Genomic DNA, 18851 nt, shown 5'->3' on the forward strand with positions numbered 1-18851 from the left:
CTAGTATTCGGCCATGTCCTTGGGGTCAGTCAGGCTGGCAAGATAGGCCTCAACCTCATCCCGCTTCATGGCGTCAGCCGCTTTGGCCACGGATCCGTCTGGCATGTCACCAAAGTAGAACTTGAACCCCGGAATGCTCTGGCGGCGTTTGCGCAGCGGCATCCCTTCGTAAGGATATACGTCCGAGCGCGCGTTCGCCGCTTCGTCGTGGCAGGGCAGAACGTAATCGGCGCGCTTGTCGATCTCTTCGACGGATTTCCAGCCTTCGTAGGAATTCACAAACCGCGCGGGCACCCAATAGCGCCAGGCCTCAGCCGGGTTCGGCTCCAGGTTGCGCTCAACGAAAATGGCGTCCCCTGCAACGACAATGTCGCCCATAGCGGTCGCCACCGTCACGCACATGTGGCCAACGGAATGGCCAGGCGTGTGGAACATCGTGATCCCCGGCAAGACCTCGCATTCATCCTCAACTGCTTCGAACACGCAGCCCGCATAGGCCTGTTCGACGCCGATGTTGGCCTCATACGTGCGGTAGTAGAGGGGCAGGGGGTTATAGGCCATCTCAATCTCGGCCTTAGGGGCAATGTAGCGGGCGTTCTTGAACTGCTTCATGTTCTGCACATGATCCCAGTGCAGGTGCGTAAAGACGATGGCGTCAATCTCGTCGGGATGTACGCCAAGCTTCTGCTGCAGGTGTTCATGCACCTCAAGACAGCCGCGTTTTTCACATTTGTGGTGATATTTGCTGGCGCGCTCTTCATCAGGCAGGCCGGTGTCGATGAGGATCTTATGTTCACCTGTGTCGACGTAGTGGCAATAGACCGGGTTCCAGTACTTTTTGCCCGCCGGACCTTTCCAAAAGATATAGGTGCCCAGATCCGCCTCCAGCCAACCGGTGTTGATTGGATAAATCTTGGTTTCTGCAACGCCCATACTGAGGTCCTCCCGGTGCGATTCACTTTTGTATACAAAAATATCAAACCGCACACATTGGCAAGGGTTGATTTGCGGCGCTGGCCTAATTTGCCTTCAGCGCCTGCAAAAAACTGGTCGCCATATGGTCGCGCATACCAGACGACGCTTGGGACGAGATCTTCGCTGAAGATATCATTGATCAGCTCCTGGTGGCTTTCAGCAGAGGCAATGAGGTCTTCTTTGGTGGCGAACTTCTTGGCGCGAAACGGACCCGTGCGTTGCCGGAATTCAGAGGCGATTTCCGCCATATGGGGGTTTCCCGTCGCGCGGTAGATCGCCATGTGAAAGGCTTCGTTCGCGCGCAGATATGCAGCGCGGTCACCTGCTTGGGCGGCTGCGATGCAGGCAGATTGCGCCGTCTCAATCTCCGTTTTCGATAGTAAATTAAGGCGCTGGGCGGCAATGCGGGCGCAAGCGGCTTCGATTTCGTGCATCGCTTCAAAGATCTGCGCCAGTTCTTCGCGGCTGTATTCGGCAACAAACACGCCACGTTTTGCGCCCTCTACCAGGATGCCTTGCGCAGTCAGGCGGCCAAGTGCTTCGCGCACCGGTGTGCGAGAGGCGTCAAACCTTGCCGCCAGGCTGGCTTCATCCAGCCGGGTGCCGGGGGCAAGCTCGCCTGCGGCGATCTCTTCTGTCAGCGCGGCTTCTATGCGCTTTCCTGTCGACAATCGGGCGATCGTGGCCATGGTTTAGATCCTTTCTGTCGCCTGACGTTACATTGAAAAGGAACCAAAGGCAATTTTGCATATTTACTTTTAACTTTGTATACAAAATAGTGAGGCGAACGGGAGGAACGGAATCAATGCCGCAAATTCGCTTGGAACGGATGGTGAAGCGCTATGGCGCGGTCGAGGTTTTGCACGGCATTGGCCTTGAGATGGCGGACAATGAGTTCACCGTTCTTGTCGGGCCGTCTGGCTGCGGGAAATCCACAACGCTGCGCATGATCGCAGGGTTGGAAGATGTGTCTGAGGGCGAAATCTATATCGGCGAAAGGCCCGTAAAGCATCTTGAGCCCAAGGATCGCGACCTGGCGATGGTCTTTCAGGATTATGCGCTCTATCCGCATATGAACGTGGCCCAGAACATCTCTTTTGCTCTGCGGCTTCAAAAGCGCCCCAAATCTGAGATTGACGCAAAGGTCCGCGAAGTGGCGGACATGGTGGGGTTGACCGATTTTCTGGATCGCAAACCCGGTGCCTTGTCTGGCGGTCAGCGTCAGCGTGTTGCGATGGCGCGCGCCTTGGCCAAAGACAGCGGGATTTTCCTTTTTGATGAGCCGCTCTCAAACCTTGATGCCAAGCTGCGGGGGCAGATGCGCGCCGAACTGGCGTTAATGAGCCAGCGTGTTGAAAAGAACATGATCTACGTCACGCACGACCAGATTGAAGCGATGACGCTGGCGGACCGGATCGTGGTCATGAACGGTGGGCATATCCAGCAACAGGGCAGCCCCGAAGAGCTGTTCAAACGCCCGGTCAACAAGTTTGTCGCGGGCTTTCTTGGTATGCCGCCGATGAATTTCCTTGACGGACAAATCGAAGAGACGGACGGCGTTATCCGCATCAAGGGCGATGGCTTTTCGTTGCGCCTGTCAGAGGAGCGGGCGGCAACAGCGCGCGTGCACAGCGGGCGCGATGTCATCCTTGGTATCCGTCCCTCGGATCTGAGTTTTAACCCGGATGCCGCAGCGGATGCCGCACTGACGCTTAATGTCATGGTGTCCGAGTACGTCGGCGCGCAATCGGTGCTGATGTGCACCTGCGGCAGCCAAAAGGTCACCGTGGAGATGAACTCTGAAACGCCCATGGCGCTCGGAGAGACATTGCAGTTCGAGGTTAACACCCCGCGCATGCATTTATTCGACAAGACAAGTGAACAGGCGCTCTGACGCCAAAGGTTTCTAAGGGAGGAAGCAATAATGCTCAAATCACTCAAGACTGCCACGCTGGCAACAGCGTTGATGGCCGGAACGGCGATGGCCGATCCTTATGCCGAATACGAGGGGACCACGCTGATCGTGAACTTCCCCGCGCACCCGCACTACAATGCCGTGATGCAAATCCTGCCGGAATTCACCAAGGAAACCGGCATTGAGGTCGAAGTGGACCAGCTGCCCTACCTCAAGATGCGGGAACGCCAAACCCTTGAGCTGGGGCAGGATGAAGGGGAATATGACCTGATCGCCTATGTGGTTTTCTCAAAGGCTGACTATGTCTATGCGGACCAACTGGAAAACCTTGCCAAGTATTTCATGAACCCAAAGCTGGCCGACCCCAGCTATGACGCCGACGATCTGATCGACGGCTATGTTTACAACATCGGCTTTGCCGGTGGTGCAAAGGGGTATCTGGAAGGCAAGACCGGCTCGCTCTTTGGGATCCCATACGGGTCTGAGACGTCTGTGCTGGGCTACCGCAAGGACATCTTTGAAAAGCACGGTCTTGAAGTGCCGCAAACCTATGACCAGCTGCTGGAGCTGGCCTGCCAGATCCCACAGTTGGAGCCAGGCATGGGCGGTGTCGCTTCTCGTGCGGCATCCGGCCACCACGCATCGCACGCGTTCCTGCTGCATCTGGCACCGCTGGGCGGGCGCATCTTTGATGACCAGTGGAACCCGACGATGAACAGCGCCGAAGGCGTTGCCGCAGCAGAGGCGCTCAAGCAGATCGTTGATTGCGGGCCGGAAGGTGCCACGAACTTTGGCTTTGGCGAGGCGCTGGGAGCCTTCCTTGCAGGCGATACCGCCATGTTCCTCGATACCACTGTGGTGTCCGGTCAAACGCTTGACCCTGACCGCGCCGCACCAGAGGTGCTGGGCAACGTCGGTTGGGCGCTGCACCCTGAGGGCGTGCGCCGCGGCTCACAAACAGGAGGCTTTGGCATCGGCATCCCAGCCAATGCTGAAAACAAAGAAGCCGCGTTCCTGCTGATGCAGTGGCTGACCTCCAAGCAAGGGGACAAGCTGGTGGCGCTCGCCGGTGGCAACCCATCGCGGTTCTCAACCCACGCGGATGCGGACGTGAACGCAAAGTTCCCGCACATGGCGACCTTTGGCGAAGCGCTGCAGTATGCTGACCCTGACTGGCGTCCGATCATCCCGGTTTGGGGTAAGATCAACGCGGATCTGGGCACAACCCTGTCTAAGGTTCTGACCGAAGATCTGGACATCCAGACCGCGCTGGACGGTGTGGCTGAGCGCACCAAAGCTGTGATGGAAGAAGCCGGTTATTACACCTGGCAGTAAGACCAATGGGGTGGGTGCGTTCTGCGTACCCACCCCAACCATTTGATACCTTAAGGTGCGCAGCACATGCGCACCTGACACACAACACGGATCGCCCTCATGTTCACGTCGCGCGTCAATAGGCTTTCGCCTTACATGTTCATGGCCCCGGCCGCGATCATCATGGCCATCGCCCTGATCTATCCTTTGGGCTACATGATCTGGGGGTCTTTTCGCGCCTGGGATCCAAGCCAAACCATTGGTGAGGCTGAGTTCGTTGGGCTGAAAAACTATGTCACCCTCTGGAACGATCCAAACTTTCGCGAAAGCCTTGGCGTCACGCTGCGCTTTGCATTCTTTTGCGTCTCCATCGAAATGGTGCTGGGCGTCGGCCTGGCCCTGCTGTTGGATCGAGACATCCGCGGCATGTCATTGCTGCGCACCATGTTCATCCTGCCGATGATGATTGCACCCGTGGTGGTGGGTCTGATGTGGCGGTACATGTACCACCCAACGGTCGGGACATTTAACCGAACGCTGGAATGGCTGGGCCTGCCGGACGTGGATTGGCTGGGCCAACATGCGCTGGCCTCGGTCATCATCGCTGATATCTGGCAGTGGACGCCCTTCATCTTCATTCTGTCGCTGGCCGCGCTGCAATCACTGCCGCGTTCCGCGCTTGAGGCCGCGCGCATTGATGGTGCCACCCCTGGCAGCAAATCGTGCATATCAAGCTGCCCTTGATGATGCCGGTGCTGATCGTCACCGCGCTTCTGCGTTTGATTGATGCCTTCAAGGTGCTGGAGGTTATCCTGGTTCTGACAGAGGGCGGGCCGGGTCTGAGCACGGAAATCCTGGCGCTGCGCATCTCACGCACCGCAACGGAATTCCGTGAGCTGGGTGTGGCGGCCGCGATGTCAAACTACCTGCTGATACTGCTCATGCTGCTGACGGTTGCGATGTTTGCTTTCAACAAATGGCAAGAGGCCCGTGCGGCCCGTGTCCGCATGGCCGCAGAGGAGGACAGCTGATGAGCGCGCCATCCCAAAAGAACAGCCCCGCTTTTTTTGCCGTCATAGCGCTGTTGGTCTTTATGTCCGTGGGCCCTGTGATCTTGATGTTCGTGAACTCGTTCAAGCTGGACGTGGACATTATCTCAGGCACGTCTGGCCTGATCTTTCTGCCAACGATCCAGAACTACGAAACCGCCCTTTGCGATGTCTTGTGGTATGAACCTGAACACCTTGATTTCTGCGCGCTAAAATTCGGCGGGGCCTTCAAGAACTCGCTGATCATCGCGCTGGTCTCTACGGCCCTGACGCTCGTCATCGGATCCATGGCCGCCTATGCGCTGGTGCGGTTCCGCTTTATGGGCCGCGATACCGTCTCTGTCACTACGCTCATGGTCCGCATGGTCCCGCCAGCGGTGCTGCTGGTGCCGGTCTTTGGGCTGTGGAACAATGAATTTTGCCTCGACCGCGATGGTTTGATCGGCGGTGCGATCCGCGACACCTTTGGGGGGCGGGGGGACGTCTGTTTGGCTGGCACGCATTCGGGCATCATCATCATCTATGTCGCGATGAACCTGCCTTTTGTCATCTGGATTTTGCAAAGCTTCATTGTGCAGGTCCCACGTTCCTTGGAAGAGGCCGCGCGGGTAGACGGTGCTGGCCCGTTCCAGGTCTTTTTCAAAGTGGTCCTGCCCTTGATCAAACCCGGCCTTGCCGCAGCCGCGATCTTTACTTTCCGCATTGCATGGAACGAATACCTTCTGGCCTCAGCCCTGAGCGACAGGAACACCAAAACCGTGCCCATCCTTATCGTGAACAACATGAGCGAGTTTAACGTGGAATGGGGTGTGATCATGGCCACTGGCATGTTGTTGGCGATCCCGCCGATCATCTTTACGCTCTTTGCCAGCCGGCAGATCATCACCGGCATGACAGCAGGCGCGGTAAAAGGCTGAGCGATGGCGCAAGTCCTCATTCTGGCCACTTTGGCCACAAAGGCAGATGAAGCAGGCTACCTTCGGGAACAATTGCAAGGCCTTGGGGTGTCTTGCCGGATGATCGACGTGTCTTTGGACGTGGGCGGCAAGGTTCTCGATGGTGCAGAAAAGTGCCTGGCGATGGTGGAGGCTGCAGACCGGGTGCTGGCGCAGGTGATCGAGGCCACCCAGAAAGACGCAGAAGTTGTCATTGGCATCGGCGGCGGCACCGGTGGTGAGATCGTGATGAACGTGCTGCGCGCTTTGCCAATCACGTTCCCCAAGCTGTTGGTCACAACGCTTCCCTTTGATCCGCGCGCCGCTCTTGCTGACAATTCCATCGTGTTGGTGCCAACGCTTGCGGACCTGTCGGGGCTGAACATCATGGTCCGGGAGGCCTTGGAAAACACCGCGCTCATGGCCGCAGGCCTGTGTCAGAAAACCCGCAAGGGTGAGCTTTTTGACATCTCGCCCTCTGTCGGCGTCACGGGCTTGGGTGCCACGGACGGCGCCGTTTCCGCCCTGACCGCAGCGCTGTCAGCCCGAGGGGCGCGAAAGCATGGTCTTTCATTCAAACGGCTATGGCGGGGCGGCCTTTGCGCGCTTTGCAGAAAACGGCGCCTTTAATGCGGTGGTCGATCTGACGCCGCATGAAATCACCCGTATCCATATTGCAGGCGCACATGTCTCCATGCCGGGGCGGTTCAGCGCGGCAGGGCATTTGCCGCGTGTGGTTTTGCCCGGTGCGATGAATTTTATCGGCCTGGGACAGCTTGATCTGCTGCCCGAACAATATTTGGCCAGACCGCATTACGCGCACACGGCGCAATTTACCCATGTCAAACTATCGCTCGATGAAATGGCGCATGTCACCACCATCCTTGCGCAAGACCTCAACGCGCTTGAAGGCCCCGTGCATGTGATTTTGCCCATGGGTGGGTTTTCGCATCATGACCGCCCCGGCGGGGCGATCCAGGACCGCAAGCTGCGTCAGTTGTGTCACGACACGTTCAAGGCCACACTGGCCCCGCAGATCGGCCTGACCGTCCTGGACGCCCATATCTTTGACGCCCCTGTGACAGAGGCGATCTTGACCCAACTGGACACGCTTGCGCCCTGAAAGGAGCCTGCATGAATGATCTGAACGAAAAGAAAGATGCGCTGATCGCCACGGCGAAGCGGTGCTTTGATCTTAGGCTGCAAACAAACGCAGGGGGCAATCTTTCGGTGCGGCTGGACAGCGCGGATGCCATTGTGATCAAACCCTCAGGTGTCGGATTCAATGAATGCACCCGCGAGAACCTGCAGGTGGTGCATTTGGATGGGACACTTGAACCCTCTGCGCATAAGCCGTCCAAAGATCTTGATTTTCATTTGGATCTTTACCGCATCCGCGATGATATTCGCGCGGTCGTTCATTGCCACAGCCCTTGGGCCACGGGCTATGCCAGTGCAGGCATTGAGATCCCGTGTCTGACGGTGCAGACGATTGAAAAAATCGGGCGCATGCCGCTGATCCCGCTGTCACCGCAAGGGGGGCCGCAGACCGACAAAGAGATCAGCCCGGTTTTTCGCGACAAGAAAGTGGTGGCCGCCGTTCTAGCAAACCACGGAACAATTGGCGTTGGCAAAGATCTGATGAAAGCGCAGTATCTTGCGGAAATCATAGAAGAAACCGCTCAGATCGCCTATGTGCGGGACACGTTGCTTGCGGCCCACGGAAAGACCACTGCAGACCTGCCGCAATACGGCACCGCTGCGGATGCGCGTGCGGCGATGGAGGCCTAGTCTGCTAGTGCGTCGCGGCACTTCAGGCCATCTCATGCGATCCTCAAACAGGCGCTCTTGCCCAAGCACCGACAGGCTTAGACAGGCCAGCTGAACCCTGTCGCTTTTTCTGAGACATCCCAAAGCCGCGTCATCACGGGTTTGTCGTAGGCGTGTGGGTTCAGCGTCCCCCGGCCAACGGGGCCGCCAAATTCGAACCGACCGGTGGGGCCATAAAGGGCGCGCTGCACCAGGCCGTCCTCGGTCGCGCACATCACCTCGGGGTATGCGCCTTGCTCAGCCGTTTGAACCAAGGGTGTCATGCTCATCAGCCGGAAGAGCAGCTTGGTAAGCCAGCTGCCGCTGGTCTCAATAAGCGATGTCGCAGACGAGCCGGGGTGGCAGACGTAGACCTCAACGTCCGTGCGCTCCGCAGCGGCCAGCCTGTCCTGAAGCGCATAAGCGAACATCATTTGCGCCAATTTGCTTTGCGAATAGGCGGTGTTGGCTCCATAGCCGTTGTCCCAATTCATATCATCAAACTTGATGGTTTTCAGGCCCATGTTGTAGCCAAGGCTCGCCACGACAACGATCCGGCCCGCTGACGCGGCGATCCGATCGAAAAGTAGGCCTGCGAGCAGGAAATGCCCGTAGTGGTTTGTGCCAAGCTGGCTTTCAAAACCATCGACGGTCAGCTTGCGCGTCGGCACCTGAGCGATAGCGGCATTACAGATCAGCGCGTCGATCCGAGGCACGGTATCCAGAACGTCAGCCGCCGCTTTGCGCACGCTGGCAAGCGCTGCCAGGTCCATGACAACAAAACGCACATCCGCATCATCCCCAAACTCACCTTTCAGCTCTGCGATGGCTGCCTGAGATTTCTCGGACGAGCGGTTCAGCATGACAACCGTTGCGTTCTTGGCAAGCAGGGTGCGCGCCGCCTGAAAACCCGCGCCCGCATTAGCCCCGGTGATCACAAAGGTCTTGCCCGCAAGATCGCCAAGCCGCTCTGGTGTCCAGCCATTGGGACCAAAAGTTGTATCTGGCATTGTGATGTTCCTTTGCGCCATAGGGGATGCGGTTTGTCTTGGGGGTGTAGGTAAATCCCATGACGTTCCAAAAACAGACGGTATTGTCGCAATTTCTTGCCTGATTGTCTCAGACGGGTTGCTTTGAGCGATGCGGGGTTCTTAGATCCTGCGCATGAGCAAGGATCTGATCACGCAGTTTATCGCCGCCAACACACACGTGGATGGCTTGACGCCAACGGGCATCACGGGCGTGCAATTGTTTCGCGCAACGCAAGCTATTCCTTGCGTGCCTGCGGTCTATGAGCCCTGCGTTGTCGCCATCCTGAGCGGTGCCAAGGAGGCTGTGTTGGACGGCCAGCGCTACACCTACACTGAAAGCCAGTATTTGTGTTGCCCGATGCCGATGCCTGTTGAGGTTGGGGTGCCCCAAGCCACCCCTGAGGTGCCGCTTTACGGGGTGATGATCTCACTTGAGCCGTCTGTGATGACCGAACTTGCGATGCAAATGGACCAGGCGGGCGGGGGTGGCTTTGTCGCGCAAGGCATGCAGCCTGAACCCGGCATCAGGCTGGCAAGTTGGGACAGCGCGTTCACTGAGGCCCTGCTGCGTTTGTTACAGATCACCCAGAGCGAGGCCGACCGTGCCGTGCTTGGCAGCGCGCGACTGCGCGAGGTGCTCTATGCGGTTCTGAAAGGAGAGGCGGGCACCTTTGCCCGGCAGGCCTTTGGCCCCGGAAACGCGATTGCCCGGTCTATTTCTTACGTGTCATCAAACCTAAACACCGCCATCACGATTGACGATATGGCCGGTCGCGCAGGGATGAGCCGGGCTGTTTTTCACCGCAAGTTCAAGCAGGTCACAACCATGACCCCCATTCAGTTCCTTAAATCCATGCGTCTGAACAATGCCGCGATGAAGATTGCCGGTGGCATGAGTGTGAATGAGGCGGCGATGGAGGTGGGCTATGTCAGCCCGTCGCAATTCAGTCGCGAATTCAAACGCATGTACGGCCAATCGCCCCGGCAGTGGGGCGAGGCGCACCAACTGCCCTTGAGTGTTGCGTAAGGGGTTTGCGCATAACAGGTCAGCTGAGCGCGTCGCGAGAGCATCCCACGGGCACCATCAGGAAATATCCCGCTCCTGTCCTTCCCAAAACGGTTTGCGCAGCTCCGTTTTCAGCACCTTGTTGGCACCGGACAGTGGGAAAGGTTCGGTGCGAAAATCAATACTGCGGGGGCATTTGTATCCCGCAATCAGCGTGTGGCAGTGCGCTTGTAACTCCTCAGCGCTCACTGTCGCGCCCGGATGCAGGATCACAATGGCATGCACGCTTTCACCCCATTGCGCACTTGGTATGCCAATCACCGCACTGGTCGCGACTGCCGGATGCTGGCTGAGAGCATTCTCAACTTCCGCTGAGTAGACGTTTTCGCCCCCCGACACGATCATGTCTTTGACGCGGTCCATCAGGAACACAAAGCCTTCGTCGTCCATATAACCCGCATCCCCCGTCATCACCCAACCGTCGATGATGGTTTCAGCGGTCAGTTCAGGCTTGTTCCAATAGCCCAACATGGTGATGGGGCCTTTGACAGCGATCTGTCCCACCTCGCCTTGGGGCATGTCCTCACCCTGCGCCCCGACAATTCTGATTTCACAAACCCGCGTGGCCCGGCCTGCTGAGCGCAACTTACCCGCCATCGGCCCCTCAAAGGTGTGGTAATCGGCGGGCAGGAAGGTGGCCACGGGGCTTAGCTCAGTCTGGCCAAAGGCCTGCACGAAGGAGGCGTTTGGAATTTTTTCAAACGCCGCGCGCAGCACCCCTTCGGTGATCGGCGACGCGCCATAGGCGATACACTCCAACGATGACACATCGGTGCGGGTCAGCGCATCGCTTTGCAAAACCATTTGCAGCATGACTGGCACCAACAGCACATGGGAAGGGCGGTGTTTCTCAACCGCGGCCAAAGTCGCCTCGGGCGTGAAGGCCGGGATCACGACATGCGTGCCGGCAATCACTGTCACAGCCAGGAACCACAGCAGATCCGCGATATGAAACATCGGGGCCGCGTGCAGATAGATCGCGCCGTCTTGCAAGCCAAGCTCATGGGCGTTGGACACCGCACCCACATAAAAGTTGGTATGCGACAGCATCACGCCCTTCGGGAAACCGGTTGTCCCGCCCGTATAAAACACGCCTGCCAAATCATCGCCACCACGGCCCGCATCCGGCACGGGCGTGGCGTTTGCAATCAATGTCTCATACTCCAGCGCGTTGGCGGGGGCTTCGCCATCGCCGCAATAGATCACCGTTTTGAGCGCTGAGACCTCCGCCAGCAAGGGGGCCGCCATCTCTTTGAACGTGTCATCCACAAACAGGATTTCGGCCCCTGCATCGTTTAACGCATAGGCGCATTCTGGTGCGGCCCAACGGATGTTCATCGGCATCATCGCCCCGCCGCCCCAGAGCACGGCAAAGAAATACTCAATAAACCGGTCCGAATTTAGCGACAGCAGCGCTACACGGTCGCCGGGCTTCATGCCGATGTCCTGCAATGCGCCGGCCAGGCGGCTGACGCGCTCCAATAGCGCGCTCCAGCTTTGCTGACGGTCTTGGAAAATAGTTGCTGTGCCGCGCGGATTGATTTGCGCTGCACGACGGATCATCGCTGAAATCTGCATTCGTCCCACCAGGTCGCGCCCGCTGCTTGCGGGCAAGGACCAGTTTGGGTGCATGAAAGTGCAGCTGTCAATGAACAGTCGCCCAAAGGAATTTTTGGTTGTGAGTGGTGAGGCGACGGGCCAGTGTGACCGGTAAGCGCCTGTGCCTTTGGCGTGTGCTGGGAGGGAAGTCATGACCACAGTTCTGGCGCAAGGCGCTGCGATTATTTCAGATATCCGGGTGAGCGAAGGGCAGGCAGTGGCCAGCGGAGCTGTGTTGGTTGTGACCGAATTGATGAAAATGCAGCATGAGGTCCGCGCAGAAACAGCCGGTACCATCGAAAAGATCCATGTCGCGCTGGGCGATGAGGTGGCAGGGGGATGCCCTTGGTGACCCTCGTGCCGGGGGAGGGGCCCGCGCTGGCGCAGGAGGTGCCACTGGCCGCGCGGCCGGATCTTGCGTCCTTTCACGCACGTATGGCGCTGCTTGAGGATGCGGCCCGCCCTGATGCTGTGGCCAAGCGCCATGCCACCGGTGGGCGTACCGCGCGGGAAAACATCGCTGATCTTTTTGATCCTGGCAGCTTTCAGGAATACGGGGCCCTGGCCGTTGCAGCCCAACGCACGCAGCGCCCTTTGCCGCAGTTGCAAGACCGCACCCAAGGCGATGGGATCATCTGTGGGATCGGCACGGTCGGCGGCAAACGGGTGGCCGCGATGGCCGTTGATTATATGGTGATGGCGGGGACGCAGGGCTATAACCACCACCGCAAGATGGACCGGCTGATCGATGTGGCCGCGCGTGATGGCTTGCCGATTGTGCTTTATGCCGAAGGCGGAGGCGGGCGGCCTAACGATTATGATGTGGCCCCGCTGATGTCTGCATGGCTTAACGTTACCTCTTTCAGCCATTTCGCAGCTCATAAGGGGCCAAAGATCGGCATCGCGCATGGGTTTTGTTTTGCGGGCAACGCGGCGATGTTTGGCGTCTGCGACATTCGGATTGCCACCGCGAACAGTTTTATCGGCATGGGTGGTCCCGCGATGATCGAAGGGGGTGGCCTGGGCAAGGTGGCACCCCATGACATCGGCCCGTCTGATACGCAGGTGAAAACCGGACTGATTGACGTGCTGGCCCAGGATGAGGCTGCCGCCACGAAAACCGCCAAAGACATCCTTGGGCTGTCGGATGCGCTGCCGCCGCCTGCGCCATCTGCGGCACAGGGCGAACGATTGCAGAGCATCGTGCCCACAGACCGGAAACAGGCCTATGACATGCGCGATGCGATCAGCGCGCTTGTTGATCCGGACAGCTTTCTTGAGATCGGGAAGGGGTTTGGGACCGGCGCGATTTGCGGCTTTGCCCGTGTGCAGGGGCGCGCATTGGGTCTTTTCGCCAGCAACCCGCTGCATCTGGGCGGGGCCATTGATTCAGAGGCTGCCGCTAAGGGCGCGCGTTTTCTGGAGCTTTGTGATGCATGGCAGCTTCCGATGCTGACGCTCTGCGACACGCCGGGGTTCATGGTGGGGCCTGAGGTTGAACAGACCGGTCAGGTGGCGCATGTCTCACGGCTTTTTGTTGCGGGGTCACGTTTTGGGCAGCCTTTGGTGACGATCATCCTGCGCAAGGCTTACGGGCTAGGGGCCATGGCCATGGCAGGCGGCGGGTTCAGCCGCCCTGTCTATTGCTGCGCCTGGCCAACCGGTGAGGTGGGTGCCATGGGGTTGGAGGGTGCTGTTCATCTGGGCTACCGCGAGCAGCTGGCAGCCATTTCAGACCCAGAGGCACGCGAGGCTGAGTATCAGCGACTGGTAGGTGACCTTTATGAACGCGGCTCCGCGCTCAACGCCGCGAGCCTGCTGGAGTTCGATGCCGTGATTGATCCTGCGCAGACACGGGATGTGATTGATCGCGCTTTGTCGTCTGGGGGGATGGCGGGCTGACATGCGGTGCGGCGCGTCTTCGGTTGGGCGAACGGCCTTGGTGGGATAGTCCGAAGGGGGGCAAGTCGGCTCCGCCTTAAGGATCAAAGCCCTTGCCCAATATGGGGTCTTTACCCCATCGCTCTGAACGGGAGGCTTGGCTAGGATCGGTTTCATAAGGGCACCACGGCTTTGATTTACCACAGCTGTTTCGCCTGGCCTCATGGGGAAATGGCCATACCAAAAATCCCATGGGATTATTTGAAAAGTGCGGATTTCAAAGGGAGAACACCATGGCAGCGGGCAGCGAATTACAGCGCTTTCAGACGGAACTGGGCATAACCACCGGCCAGGTTGAGATCGTCAAGAACGATATCCTGGCGTTGGCTGAGACGTTGGATGAGGCGGCGACGGCTGCGAAAAACTACCTGACCTTCCGCAAAGTGATCAAAGTGCTGGACGCAGGATTTGCCGCGGCTCTGACGACCCTAAAGCTGTCGGAAAACGTCGCACCGCTTTCCACGCCGTCCAAAGCGCTGAAAGACGTGCTGGAGGTTTTGCAGCCCCGCATCGCTGACATCAAGGACGCCACGGACAGAGCGCAGAAACTCGAACCGATCTTGCGAAAATTTGTCCGCGCTGAAACGGAGTTTGAGCGTGAGATACTGCCCGTTGTAATTGATGCGGATGCCACGCTGGACACGGTGTTGGCAGGCATCGACGAATTTGTAGATGCCTTTGACCGCGTCTCAACCCCTAACGGCATTCCTGAGTTGAACCCCGATGCGGGAACGGAGCGGCCCGGCAAGGCGGATTTTGACGCCCTGTTTGCCGAGGCGGATGATTTCGTCGCCCTAGGAGAGGCACCAAACGATGCAGCGCAAGATGTGTTGAACGCCTATATCCGTTCCAAGGGGTATCTGAACGATCTAATTTCAGACTTTAGCATCGCAGATTTCTCAGCGCTCAACGACATCTTCGGCAACATGGCCGAGTTTGAGGCCCTCTTTGATGGGTTAGGGGAAATCCTAGACATTGTGACCTCCGTTCTGCGCCCGATTGAGCCGTTGCTGGATACTGTGGGTGCCGTGTTTGACGCCTTGGTCCAGCCTGCCCTTGATTATTTGGTGAATGAACTGGGCGTGGATGAGCTTTTTGACGCTTTGGCCAGCGCGCTTGAGCCGCTGTTCCCGGACATCAACCTCTTTGATGATTTCCTCAGCGTTGTTGACCAGCTTGAGGCGGCATTGGATCAGCTCGACATCGACATGTTCGAAATTCCCACCTTCACGGACATCTCGTTGGAGGTGTTTGACCGCTTTGACCAAGCCTTTGAAACTGTGGAGCTTGCAGCCCTTTCCGTCCTGGACGGCATTCCACTGCGCATTGGGGAAGATGGCTCAGAGACGATGTATGGCACCGGCGGGCATGAAGCCTTTGACCCCGGGATGGGGAATGACCGGGTGCTGGCAAATTCGGGCAATGACATCATCGTGGCCAGCGCAGGGGATGACACGATCGACGGCGGTGCGGGTGAGGACCGATTGGTCTTTGCAGGTGAGCTTGTTGAATATGAATTCAGCCGCAACGAAGAAACCGGTGCCTTTATCTTTACCCACACGGATGTGGGCGGGCACGGCTTTAACGAAGGGATCGAGATTGTCTCAGGCGTTGAGTATTTCGATTTCGCGACCGAGACCTTTACCTACGAACAGCTCAAGAACGCGGTCATTGGCCCATCGGTCCTGGACGGCGATGGCGATGAAGGCGCGCGCACCTCTGATGAGGGTGAATTGATCTTTTTGCAGCTGGGCGGGGAACTGGTGGATGGTCTAAGCCTGAACGGTGAGACCTTCCAAGACATGAACGTGGTCTACGCGCTGGGCGGCGATGACCGGGTGCATGGCACTTTGGGGGCAGATTTCATTTACGGTGGCGATGGGAATGATTTGCTCGTCCCGCGTGGGGTGCAGAATGCCATTTCGCCGGATGGCAGAGACGCGCTTGATGGCGGCGCAGGCATCGACACCTTCCAGATCTTTGACACAGGGGCCAATCCGGCTGACCGTTTGGATCTGGTGGAAGGCGTAGGATATCTGAGCAGCGGGCGCACGTATCTCGATAACATCGAAAACGTCGTCATCCAGCATGACGGTGTGACCTGGTTGAACGGGGATGATTTTGACAATGTCCTGTTCACCGGAGACGGGCGTGACATGATCTCAGGCCGTGCCGGAGATGATGCGATTTTCGGCAACGCGGGCAACGATGTTCTGATGGGTGGTCTTGGGGTCGACACGCTGCGCGGCGGCGACGGCGTTGACCTGCTGCTGGCGCTCAACACCTCCGACAATGGAGGGGCTGAGGTTTATGACGGGGAGGGCGGCAAAGACCGGCTCAGTTATTCTAATGCGCTGCGTGATGTCCTGGACGCGATGGGCGACCGCGAAGACAACGGTGCTGCGACCCGCGCGCTGTCAGATGCAGGCCCTACGGGGCCGTTGGTTGTGCGTGCGGGCGAAGGTCTGGTGGACCGGCTCGACGCCGATGGCAACGTGATTGCCACCGATATCGCACTGAACATCGAAGGATATATTGGGTCCGATACCGGCGACGTGCTTTATGGCGGCGGCTCATCCCTGGATCCGATTTCGATCAACGGCGGTGGCGGCAACGACACGCTTTATACCTTGGGGTCCGGGGGTGTCGAAGGCGGCGATGGTGACGATCTGATCATCGCACAGCGCAACCCGCTAACCGGGCAACTGGGCTCAAACTTTGATGGGGACGGGGGCAATGGCCCAAGCGGCTATGACACCTTGGATTTGCGGCCTGTCGGGGATGCCAAGTTCGTTTTGTTGACAGACAGCGGCAGCGGCACCCTAAGCGTGACGATCGCCGACAAAGACGATACCGGCAGGCCGCGCGACGCGCGGGGCGAACGCATCAATCTGGATGGGTTTGAAGAAATCCTTCTGGCCGACAACAATGACTTTGTCGAATGGGGCACCGGCAACGATGCAGTCATTCGCGGCGCGGGGGGCGATGACTATCTCGCGTCGGTCGCCAGCGATGGCGGGCAAAGCCCCACGTTTTATGGCGATACGGGCAACGATACGATCATCCTGGGCAACGGTGGCTCTGCCTTTGGTGGGCTGGGCGATGACCGGATTGAGGTTGCCTCAAGCGCCGAACAAGAGGTTCAGGGCAATGAAGGCAATGACCTGTTCTTGATTGAACGGATGAACGGCGCGGTGGCAGGTGGCGATGGATTTGACACGCTGATCCTGGATCCACTAGTCAGCGGGGCGGTTACGGTCGATCTGTCTGACGGCACCGCGACCTCGCCCGGAAACGGGTTCAACAGCGGCAGCTTGTCCCTATCGGGGATCACCGGGATTGAGGCGCTGGTCACTTCTGATCAAGGGGACATCGTCACTGGCAGCGGATCAGACGAACGCATCAGCACGCTTGGGGGCAATGACCGGGCCAATGGCGGTGGCGGGAACGATCAAATCGCAGGCGGCAGCGGCAACGACACACTGCGCGGCGACGCAGGCAACGACACCATCAACGGCGGCACCGGCAACGATGACATCGACGGTGGCGCGGGCACTAATACGGTGGATTACAGCTTTGCCGCAGCGGATGGGGTTGAGGGGCAAACGGCGGTCTCCTCCTTTACCGCCGCCGTTGTTGATTTGGGGGCTGGCACGGGCGGGCGTGGCAGCGAAAGCGACATCCTCAGCAACATCCAAAACGTGATCGGCACGCATCTGAATGACCGCCTGACCGGCGACGGGCAGAACAATGTGCTGATCGGGGGCGCTGGTCTGGACAGATTGGATGGTGCGGGGGGCAACGATGTTCTGATCGCGGGGGGCGGCAGCTTCTTTGATGGCGTTGATGAGCTAATCGGCGGCACCGGCAACGACACCTTTGTCATCGGCAATGGGGCCTTTTCCGCGGAGGGTGGCACCGGCAACGACACACTCGATTTTTCCGGCGGCACAGATGAGGCCGAAGGCGGCGGGCGCAGCGCCTCGGTCATCATTGACCTGCGCAACGATGTGTTTTTGCGCGATGTTGAGGAAAGCATCATCGTCTGGGCGGACCAGGGGGGCCAAGAGGCGCGTAGCTTTGACGGCCAGCAAATCACCCCACTAGATGTGTTGCTGTCTGATCCTCTTTATGCCCGCTCAGCCGGGGATGTGGATCTGCGCCTGCCCACAGGCGAGGAGGATGATCCCAACATTCCCAGCTTTGCCATTGAGATCGAAACCGTGCTGGTAGAACAACCCACAGACAGCAGCAGTTTTTCCAGCATCGAAAATGTTGTGGGCAGCCAGACCAAAGACTTCCTGACGGGCGATGCTGAGGACAACGTGCTTTCTGGATCTGACGGTGACGATGTGCTGCGCGGGCGTGAGGGCAACGATGTGCTGGACGGGGGTGCCGACCGGGATGCGGCATTCTTTGATGGCGATCAGGCGCGTTACACGCTGACCGTCGGGCCAGACGCGACAACCGTGACGGACCGCACCGGGGAGAACGGGACAGACACGCTCACCTCCATCGAGCTGTTGGATTTTGACACGAACCTTTTTGGCGACAGCTTTGATCTTGAGCAGTTTGGCGGCTTGGGCGGGCTGACAGGTGATGCATTGTCCAGCTTTATTGAGCTCTACATCGCCTATTTTAACCGGGCACCAGATGCGATTGGTTTGTCCTTCTGGGGAACCGCATTTGCCAATGGTACCACGCTTGAGCAATCAGCCGCGTTCTTCATCGATCAGGCAGAGACCCGCGCGCTTTATGCTGAGGATCTGTCGAACGCGGATTTTGCCACGGCTGTTTATGACAACGTCCTGGGCCGAGAGGCGGATGCGGATGGGTTCAGCTTCTGGGTGGATGCGCTCAACGATGGCTCTGTTGGGCGTGATCAGTTCATTCTGGCGATCCTGGGAGGGGCCAAGGCGGAACCGCCAGCGAACGCGGACCAAGGCTTTATCGATCAGCAATTGGCCGACCGGGCCTATCTTGAAAACAAGACCGATATTGGCACCTACTTTGCCGTCAACCGTGGCATGTCCGACGTAGAGAACGCCAATGCGGTGATGCAGGTCTTTGATGGATCCGCCGCAAGTATCAACGCAGCTGTTGCATTGACGGACACGTTTTATGTGGCTGCTGAAAGCGCTGTGGATGGTGAGTTTTTGATGCCAATCGTTGGTATTTTGGATAATCCGTTCGCCTGATAAGATGCTGTTTTAAAAT

The 18851-nt window shown here is 58.3% G+C and carries 15 protein-coding genes and 1 pseudogene; 12 read left to right on the plus strand and 4 right to left on the minus strand.

Going from position 1 to position 18851, the window contains the following annotated elements; translation table 11 throughout:
* Positions 1-933, minus strand: a complete 933-nt coding sequence (locus tag ACZ1HM_RS08410; RefSeq protein ID WP_472742371.1) for an N-acyl homoserine lactonase family protein — start codon at positions 931-933, stop codon at positions 1-3.
* A gap of 218 nt (positions 934-1151) precedes the next feature.
* A pseudogene (locus ACZ1HM_RS08415) lies at positions 1152-1664 on the minus strand (GntR family transcriptional regulator); the annotation flags it as partial.
* 116 nt (positions 1665-1780) lie between these two features.
* Between ACZ1HM_RS08415 and ACZ1HM_RS08420 the strand changes: the two are divergent.
* The 8 genes from ACZ1HM_RS08420 (at position 1781) to ACZ1HM_RS08455 (ending at position 7979) form a co-directional block, all read left to right on the plus strand.
* Positions 1781-2869 (plus strand): ABC transporter ATP-binding protein, encoded by a 1089-nt coding sequence (locus tag ACZ1HM_RS08420; protein WP_472742372.1) that lies wholly within the window; start codon positions 1781-1783, stop codon positions 2867-2869.
* Between the two features lie 30 nt (positions 2870-2899).
* Positions 2900-4225: an extracellular solute-binding protein gene (locus ACZ1HM_RS08425; protein ID WP_472742373.1), complete on the plus strand. Its 1326-nt coding sequence runs from the start codon at positions 2900-2902 to the stop codon at positions 4223-4225.
* A gap of 99 nt (positions 4226-4324) precedes the next feature.
* Positions 4325-4948, plus strand: coding sequence for a carbohydrate ABC transporter permease (locus ACZ1HM_RS08430; protein ID WP_472742374.1), 624 nt, complete (start codon positions 4325-4327; stop codon positions 4946-4948).
* A complete protein-coding gene (locus tag ACZ1HM_RS08435) occupies positions 4927-5235 on the plus strand; it encodes a hypothetical protein (RefSeq protein WP_472742375.1) in 309 nt (102 codons plus the stop codon). Before ACZ1HM_RS08430 ends, ACZ1HM_RS08435 begins: the two co-directional genes overlap by 22 nt.
* Complete coding sequence (locus tag ACZ1HM_RS08440) at positions 5235-6170, plus strand: carbohydrate ABC transporter permease (protein ID WP_472742376.1); 936 nt, start codon at positions 5235-5237, stop codon at positions 6168-6170. The genes ACZ1HM_RS08435 and ACZ1HM_RS08440 overlap by 1 nt, the downstream gene beginning before the upstream one ends.
* 3 nt (positions 6171-6173) lie before the next feature.
* The gene (locus ACZ1HM_RS08445) at positions 6174-6818 is read left to right on the plus strand and encodes a Tm-1-like ATP-binding domain-containing protein (RefSeq protein ID WP_472742377.1); all 645 of its coding nucleotides are present in this window, start codon (positions 6174-6176) and stop codon (positions 6816-6818) included.
* Positions 6751-7311 (plus strand): hypothetical protein, encoded by a 561-nt coding sequence (locus ACZ1HM_RS08450; RefSeq protein ID WP_472742378.1) that lies wholly within the window; start codon positions 6751-6753, stop codon positions 7309-7311. The genes ACZ1HM_RS08445 and ACZ1HM_RS08450 overlap by 68 nt, the downstream gene beginning before the upstream one ends.
* A gap of 11 nt (positions 7312-7322) precedes the next feature.
* On the plus strand, positions 7323-7979 hold the full coding sequence (locus tag ACZ1HM_RS08455; RefSeq protein ID WP_472742379.1) for a class II aldolase/adducin family protein: 657 nt from the start codon (positions 7323-7325) through the stop codon (positions 7977-7979).
* A gap of 77 nt (positions 7980-8056) precedes the next feature.
* On the opposite strand, the gene ACZ1HM_RS08460 is transcribed toward ACZ1HM_RS08455, so the two are convergent.
* A complete protein-coding gene (locus tag ACZ1HM_RS08460) occupies positions 8057-9007 on the minus strand; it encodes an SDR family oxidoreductase (protein WP_472742380.1) in 951 nt (316 codons plus the stop codon).
* A 154-nt stretch (positions 9008-9161) separates the two neighbouring features.
* On the opposite strand from ACZ1HM_RS08460, the gene ACZ1HM_RS08465 reads away from it, so the two are divergent.
* The gene (locus ACZ1HM_RS08465; protein ID WP_472742381.1) at positions 9162-10055 is read left to right on the plus strand and encodes an AraC family transcriptional regulator; all 894 of its coding nucleotides are present in this window, start codon (positions 9162-9164) and stop codon (positions 10053-10055) included.
* A gap of 57 nt (positions 10056-10112) precedes the next feature.
* Here the strand turns inward: ACZ1HM_RS08465 and ACZ1HM_RS08470 are convergent, their stop codons facing one another.
* Complete coding sequence (locus ACZ1HM_RS08470) at positions 10113-11672, minus strand: long-chain-fatty-acid--CoA ligase (RefSeq protein ID WP_472742382.1); 1560 nt, start codon at positions 11670-11672, stop codon at positions 10113-10115.
* A gap of 172 nt (positions 11673-11844) precedes the next feature.
* Between ACZ1HM_RS08470 and ACZ1HM_RS08475 the strand changes: the two genes are divergently transcribed.
* The 3 genes from ACZ1HM_RS08475 to ACZ1HM_RS08485 all read left to right on the plus strand — a co-directional run bounded on the left by ACZ1HM_RS08475 (position 11845) and on the right by ACZ1HM_RS08485 (position 18832).
* Positions 11845-12045 carry an acyl-CoA carboxylase biotin carboxyl carrier protein subunit gene (locus ACZ1HM_RS08475; RefSeq protein WP_472742383.1) on the plus strand — a complete coding sequence of 67 codons (201 nt, stop codon included), beginning with the start codon at positions 11845-11847 and terminating at the stop codon, positions 12043-12045.
* On the plus strand, positions 12033-13595 hold the full coding sequence (locus ACZ1HM_RS08480) for an acyl-CoA carboxylase subunit beta (protein ID WP_472742384.1): 1563 nt from the start codon (positions 12033-12035) through the stop codon (positions 13593-13595). The genes ACZ1HM_RS08475 and ACZ1HM_RS08480 overlap by 13 nt, the downstream gene beginning before the upstream one ends.
* Positions 13596-13867: 272 nt before the next feature.
* A complete protein-coding gene (locus tag ACZ1HM_RS08485) occupies positions 13868-18832 on the plus strand; it encodes a DUF4214 domain-containing protein (RefSeq protein ID WP_472742385.1) in 4965 nt (1654 codons plus the stop codon).
* Positions 18833-18851: the final 19 nt, after the last annotated feature.

It is taken from the genome of Sulfitobacter sp. GN1-4, assembly GCF_055693825.1.

Bases quoted from the DNA above. Each gene is read 5' to 3' on its own strand.
- ACZ1HM_RS08410 (WP_472742371.1), bottom strand. From the start codon at position 933: ATGGGCGTTGCAGAAACCAAGATTTATCCAATCAACACCGGTTGGCTG.
- ACZ1HM_RS08420 (WP_472742372.1), top strand. From the start codon at position 1,781: ATGCCGCAAATTCGCTTGGAACGGATGGTGAAGCGCTATGGCGCGGTC.
- ACZ1HM_RS08425 (WP_472742373.1), top strand. From the start codon at position 2,900: ATGCTCAAATCACTCAAGACTGCCACGCTGGCAACAGCGTTGATGGCC.
- ACZ1HM_RS08430 (WP_472742374.1), top strand. From the start codon at position 4,325: ATGTTCACGTCGCGCGTCAATAGGCTTTCGCCTTACATGTTCATGGCC.
- ACZ1HM_RS08440 (WP_472742376.1), top strand. From the start codon at position 5,235: ATGAGCGCGCCATCCCAAAAGAACAGCCCCGCTTTTTTTGCCGTCATA.
- ACZ1HM_RS08445 (WP_472742377.1), top strand. From the start codon at position 6,174: ATGGCGCAAGTCCTCATTCTGGCCACTTTGGCCACAAAGGCAGATGAA.
- ACZ1HM_RS08450 (WP_472742378.1), top strand. From the start codon at position 6,751: ATGGTCTTTCATTCAAACGGCTATGGCGGGGCGGCCTTTGCGCGCTTT.
- ACZ1HM_RS08455 (WP_472742379.1), top strand. From the start codon at position 7,323: ATGAATGATCTGAACGAAAAGAAAGATGCGCTGATCGCCACGGCGAAG.
- ACZ1HM_RS08460 (WP_472742380.1), bottom strand. From the start codon at position 9,007: ATGCCAGATACAACTTTTGGTCCCAATGGCTGGACACCAGAGCGGCTT.
- ACZ1HM_RS08465 (WP_472742381.1), top strand. From the start codon at position 9,162: ATGAGCAAGGATCTGATCACGCAGTTTATCGCCGCCAACACACACGTG.
- ACZ1HM_RS08470 (WP_472742382.1), bottom strand. From the start codon at position 11,672: ATGCAGATTTCAGCGATGATCCGTCGTGCAGCGCAAATCAATCCGCGC.
- ACZ1HM_RS08475 (WP_472742383.1), top strand. From the start codon at position 11,845: ATGACCACAGTTCTGGCGCAAGGCGCTGCGATTATTTCAGATATCCGG.
- ACZ1HM_RS08480 (WP_472742384.1), top strand. From the start codon at position 12,033: ATGCCCTTGGTGACCCTCGTGCCGGGGGAGGGGCCCGCGCTGGCGCAG.
- ACZ1HM_RS08485 (WP_472742385.1), top strand. From the start codon at position 13,868: ATGGCAGCGGGCAGCGAATTACAGCGCTTTCAGACGGAACTGGGCATA.